We start from the raw sequence: 5898 nt of genomic DNA, 5'->3' as shown, positions 1-5898 counted from the left end.
TTTGGTTGATCATTACAAGCTCTTAGGTTTAGTCAAAACTGAGCGCAAGCGGCATCGAGACAATGCCGCTCGCTCAAAAGAAATCTGGGCTTCTTCTGGTTAAGTTGACACCAATGGGCAATGCCGTGCCCCTACAGGTAGTGCCTGTGCCGTAAAGAAAGCGTAATATCATGTCCTAACGATTGCCCATAATTGCAATGCTGCAATAACAGGGGTTTCAGGCGTTTTTATTAGGGGGGTTTGACCGAACATGATATAAGTCCTAGTTTGGATAAAAATACGACGACCTAATAAACTTTTGTAAAAAAGCCTTGACGCTAGGGCATCCATCCTTCAATGTGCTAAGATAATCCAAATTCAACCGAAAATTCTTAGCGCCACTCAAAGCTGTTCACGCAGCTCTGAGCAGCTAACCCCCAAACTGCAGGAGCCAGTCTGGAAGCTAGAAGAAATAGTAACACTCCTCTAGCCACTCCGACTTCTTAAGGCAACTTATACGGGGTGGCTAAGATTTTGGGTCAATCGATTTAGGGTTGAGGATTTGGGCGTTTTTCCGGCAAAAAAGCCGATATCGCCACAAATCCAACATCAACTGTCCTAAATCAAGCCAACGCTACCACTCATACCCAAATCAGGAGTGATTCACCATGTCTCGTAACTTAATCACGGCTGGAATAATTGATCCGCACCAATTTTCTCTCGATAAAGTACGTCACCAAGTCGCTACATTTCTTAACATTCCCCTCCAGCAAATCGATCGCGTCGAATGCTGGCAACACCAAATCTGGGTCAAGTTAGCCGAATCCCGGGCTATCTTTGTCAGTTATCGCAACTTGCCCCTGTGGATTGAGGCGGGATTAGCAGCGATTGGGCGCTGTACCTCTCGTTCCCAGCTTGATGAATTAGGCGAAATCCTCCGTCGTGAACGTGACTGGTATGATCAGCATGAGCAACCCGAAGCCGTGCAACCTTGGCGTCAGGCGTGGGCAAAACAGGCTGAATATCTCAGAAACGAGGAAGAACGCAGCAAACCCATTCGCGCCCATCAGGAAGCCGGACAGGATTGGTATGGGGCTTGGAAACGGGTACTCTACTGTTGCCGAGATTTTAACCGACTTCAGGGATTAGCTGGGGAAATCAATCAACAAAGTCAGGAATTTCAGGATTTACCTGAGATTATCCAAAAAATGCAGCAATTGTGGCATCAGCGCTGGCAAGATCTATCGAGTGCGATCGCGTAAACCGTAGGGGCTTGGTAACCAAGCCCCTACCAAGCCCCTACGGGTGGTACGACTACATATAGGGTTTAATTGGATGATGTATCCTTATATGTGGGGTAGCCAGAGTCAATCTGGATGAATCGGGACTATCATTAGACCCGTCAGCTTACCATGAAGGTGAGCGATCGCGCCCCTTAACGGAATCCTTATCTCTATTTGTTCTATGTCCTTCGTTGGTCTACATATTCACAGTGACTACAGCTTACTTGATGGCGCGTCCCAGCTACCGCAACTGGTGGATCGGGCGGTGGAATTAGGGATGAGTGCGATCGCACTGACGGATCATGGGGTGATGTATGGCGCGATCGAGTTGATTAAAGTTTGTCGAGGGAAAGGGATTAAGCCGATTATCGGCAATGAAATGTATGTGGTTAAAGGGGATATTCAGGATAAGACGAAGAAGAAACAGCGCAAATACCATCAAGTTGTCTTGGCAAAAAATACCCAAGGCTATAAAAATTTAGTTAAACTAACGACAATTTCTCATCTGAAAGGAATCCAAGGAAAAGGAATTGTTCAGCGTCCTTGTATTAATAAAGAATTACTTCAACAGTACCGTGATGGATTAATCGTCACCAGTGGTTGTTTGGGCGGAGAAGTCCCCCAAGCGATTCTCAAGGATGACGGGCAAAAGGCACGAGAGCTTGCCAAATGGTATAAAGAGGTTTTTGGTGACGATTATTATCTAGAAATTCAAGATCATGGGTCAATTGAAGACCGGATTGTTAACGTAGAAATTGTTAAAATTGCCCGTGAATTAGAAATTAAAATCGTCGCAACAAATGACTCCCACTTTGTCTCTTGTTACGATGTCGAAGCCCATGACGCCTTACTCTGCATGCAGACGAGTAAATTAATCGAAGATGAAAAGCGGATGCGCTACTCCGGTACAGAGTATCTCAAGTCTGCTGAGGAGATGGCACAGCTATTTCGGGATCATTTGCCCGATGAGGTGATCGAAGAGGCGATCGCGAATACGCTGGAGGTCGCTGATAAGGTAAAACGTTACGACATTATGGGGGAACCACGCATCCCCAATTATCCCGTTCCCAAGGGTCACAGTGCTGATAGTTACTTAGAAGAAGTTACTTGGGAGGGATTATTGGAGCGCATGGGATGTCGTTCTCGCAGTGACATCGATCTCGTCTATAAAGAACGGCTGGAATATGAGCTGAAAATGATGCAGCAGATGGGATTTTCCACCTACTTTTTAGTCGTATGGGATTATATTAAATATGCCAGAGATCAGAAGATTCCTGTCGGTCCAGGACGGGGTTCGGCGGCGGGTTCCTTAGTTGCCTATTCCCTGAAAATTACTAATATTGATCCGGTGCATCATGGGCTTTTATTTGAGCGCTTTCTCAATCCGGAACGGAAATCTATGCCTGATATTGATACGGATTTCTGTATTGAACGTCGGGATGAGGTAATTGAATATGTCACCCACAAATATGGGGCAGATCGGGTGGCACAAATTATTACATTTAACCGGATGACATCAAAGGCGGTATTAAAAGATGTCGCCAGGGTGTTGAATATTCCCTATGGGGAATCAGATCGGATGGCAAAAATGATTCCGGTTTCACGGGGAAAACCCACTAAGTTAAAGGTAATGATTTCTGAGAAAACGCCCACCCCAGAGTTTAGAGATGCTTACTTAAATAACCCCGAAGTGCAGCGCTGGCTGGATATGGCAATCCGGATTGAGGGAACCAATAAAACCTTTGGCGTTCACGCGGCGGGGGTGGTGATTTCGTCCGAACCCTTAGATGAAATTGTTCCCTTGCAGGTGAATAATGAGGGGGCGGTGATTACTCAGTATTTTATGGAGGACTTAGAATCCCTCGGACTCTTGAAAATGGATTTTCTAGGTCTGAAAAATTTAACCACAATTCAGAAAACGGCGGAATTGATTCGCCAACATCAAAATATAACGTTAGATCTGGATCAGTTACCCCTGGATGAACGGAAAGCATTTCAGATTGTGGCAAAGGGGGAAATTAAGAAAATCCCCGATGATATCAAGAAAACCTATAAAGTGTTAGAGAAAGGCGAGTTAGAGGGAATTTTTCAATTAGAATCCTCTGGGATGCGTCAGGTGGTGCGGGAGTTGAAACCGTCGAGTATTGAAGATATTTCTTCGATTTTGGCATTGTATCGTCCGGGACCTTTAGATGCAGGTCTAATTCCTAAGTTTATTAATCGGAAACATGGGAAAGAAAAGGTTGAATATCAACATCCGCTATTAGAGCCAATTTTAAAAGAAACGTATGGTACGCTTTGTTATCAAGAGCAAATCATGAAAATGGCTCAGGATTTGGCGGGGTATTCCCTAGGTCAAGCGGATTTACTACGCCGATGTCTGAGTGGTTCAACGGAGATTATTGATGCAGAAACGGGGCGTTTAGTGTCTCTCAAAGACATTGCATCCAAACCTGAGTATTGGTTGGGACGAGAGGTGTTGTCTCTGGATCAGGTAACGCAAAAGATTACTCAGCAACCGATTAGTGAAATTCATCCGAACGGCGTGCGAGATGTTTGGGAAATCATCACGAAAACCAATCGTAAAATTAAAGCGACAGCGGATCATCGTTTCTATTCATTATTAGGATGGCAGCCTCTGGATCAGTTTAAGGTTGGTAGTCGGATTGGACTAGCTAAGATATTACCACTGGCGGCAGAGAGTGATATATCAGATGCTCAAATTAAGCTAACTGCTTATCTAATAGGTGATGGTCATCTTTCGACAAAGAGTCCTTCCTGTAGTTATTTCTGTAATAGTGACCCTGAACTGATTGCTGATTTTAATCATTGTGCAGAACAACTTTTAACGATTAAGTACAACGGTAATCCTCACATTTCCTACAGAGCGCAAATTACAGGGCGTGAGGATATGCTTAAATTCTGTGAACTGATTCAACCCTTTTTGAGTCGCTATAAATGGCAACAAGCTCAAACGTGTTATGCGGTAATAAAGAATAAGTCGCAGAATCAGTCAAAACATTCAATTCCTCCAGACGTGATTTCCTTAATTGCCCAAGCAAAAAAATCAAAGGGTATGACGTGGAAACAGATTGATCACGCTGCTGGTGTCCGACAGGGAACCATGTCTTCTGGTTTAAATTTCCAGAAAGTTCCCACTCGGAGTTTAGCGCGTCATCGAGTCCAGAATTTTGCCACGGCTTTGCCGGATAAAGCACTGATGGCAATTGCCGAGTCTGATGTATTCTGGGATGAAATTGTCTCGATTGAATATGTTGGTCAAGAGGAGGTTTTTGACTTAAGCATTTGCCAAACTCATAACTTTATTGCCAATGATTTTATTGCTCATAACTGTATGGGTAAAAAGAAAGTGGCAGAAATGGAGAAACATCGAGAGATTTTTATCGATGGGGCGGCAAAAAATGGTGTAGCAAAACGAATTGCGGAAGAATTATTCGAGCAGATGATCCTATTTGCTGAATACTGCTTGAGTTATGATACACCAATTCTTACGGTTGAATATGGTGCTGTGGCAATTGGGGAAATTGTAGAAAAGCAGATTGAGTGTACGGTTTATAGTGTGGATGAGCATGGTTATGTCTACACCCAACCCATTGCACAATGGCATAATCGCGGTGAGCAAGAGGTGTTTGAATATGTGTTAGAGGATGGTACTACGATTCGGGCGACAAAAGACCATAAGTTTATGACAGATGAGGCTCAAATGTTACCGATTGATCAGATATTTGAGCAAGGCTTGGAGTTGAAGCAGGTGGAGGTATTGCAACCTGTTTTTTAAGAGAGGGGAAGCCGCCGCATTAACCAGCCTTAGGTTGAATAGCACTGAAATAAGCTGGGTTCGTAGTAGGCACTTTAGTGCCAGAAGCGCTTTAGCGCTTACTACAAACTCTAAATTCAATGGCATTCGCCTTAGGTTGGTGATGAGTTGAGAATCCACCAAAGTGTAGTACAAAGGCTTAATTCCCAAGCGATCGCCTCTTGTAGGGTGCGTTAGCGACAGCGTAACGCACGAAAACAAACGATAACGGTGCGTTACGGCGCGTCAGAGCTTCAGCCGTGCGGCAATAGGCGCAGCAATCCCTAAAATGGGCGCGAACTTGTCGCTGTAGCTCAACAGGAATATAAGCGCTCACGCCACCGTTGCCATTGTTTCTAGGCAGTGCAGAGTATATCTAGCTCTGGTTTTGAGGATTGTCAGTTGATCGACTTGTGCTAGCAAACGGTCTAGATTTGCAATTTCGTCAGCAGAGAGTTGAGATTCTGCATTCTGAACTAGCAAATCGTTCAATTGATTCTGTGCGGCGGGAGCTAGCTTACTATCGGCTAACGCTTGCAGTTCATCTCGGCTTAAGCCAATTAAGCACTCGTCATCTAGAGCGAATGGGTTCGCTAGTCGATTGCAGGCTTCCAAATCTAACAAGACGCCAACTCGCTCCCCCTGCTCGTTGGTAACATAACGCACTTGCTCAAACATGGGTGAGTATCTGTAACAACATTTCTGCTCATCTCTACTCAAACATGGTCAAAATGAATAGCTATAGCCGTCTTTACGGTGAATGGGTGTGCAGTAATCCAATTTGATTGACCTCCTCTTTTTGTTGAGCACAAACTCGCC

General features: G+C 44.6%; 3 protein-coding genes and 1 pseudogene. 2 read left to right on the top strand and 2 right to left on the bottom strand.

Annotated features, from left to right (window positions below; genetic code table 11):
* Positions 1-647: 647 nt before the first annotated feature.
* Complete coding sequence (locus tag RIG27_RS19630; RefSeq protein ID WP_446347917.1) at positions 648-1241, top strand: hypothetical protein; 594 nt, start codon at positions 648-650, stop codon at positions 1239-1241.
* A gap of 202 nt (positions 1242-1443) precedes the next feature.
* Entirely contained in the window at positions 1444-5061 is a 3618-nt protein-coding gene (gene dnaE / locus RIG27_RS19625; protein WP_446347915.1) for a DNA polymerase III subunit alpha, read from the top strand.
* A gap of 262 nt (positions 5062-5323) precedes the next feature.
* Here the strand turns inward: dnaE and RIG27_RS19620 are convergent.
* A pseudogene (locus RIG27_RS19620) lies at positions 5324-5416 on the bottom strand (HNH endonuclease); the annotation flags it as partial.
* On the bottom strand, positions 5413-5757 hold the full coding sequence (locus RIG27_RS19615) for a hypothetical protein (RefSeq protein ID WP_446347913.1): 345 nt from the start codon (positions 5755-5757) through the stop codon (positions 5413-5415). The gene RIG27_RS19615 and the pseudogene RIG27_RS19620, both read right to left, overlap by 4 nt.
* Between the last annotated feature and the right edge of the window lie 141 nt (positions 5758-5898).

It is taken from the genome of Coleofasciculus sp. F4-SAH-05 (genome assembly GCF_040222985.1).
In the GTDB taxonomy this organism is placed as follows: Bacteria; Cyanobacteriota; Cyanobacteriia; order Cyanobacteriales; family Coleofasciculaceae; genus Coleofasciculus; species Coleofasciculus chthonoplastes.
Note: the sequence above shows the minus strand (reverse complement) of the source record. Positions and strands in the feature narration are given on the sequence as shown.

Bases quoted from the DNA above. Each gene is read 5' to 3' on its own strand.
- RIG27_RS19630 (WP_446347917.1), top strand. From the start codon at position 648: ATGTCTCGTAACTTAATCACGGCTGGAATAATTGATCCGCACCAATTT.
- dnaE (WP_446347915.1), top strand. From the start codon at position 1,444: ATGTCCTTCGTTGGTCTACATATTCACAGTGACTACAGCTTACTTGAT.
- RIG27_RS19615 (WP_446347913.1), bottom strand. From the start codon at position 5,757: ATGTTTGAGCAAGTGCGTTATGTTACCAACGAGCAGGGGGAGCGAGTT.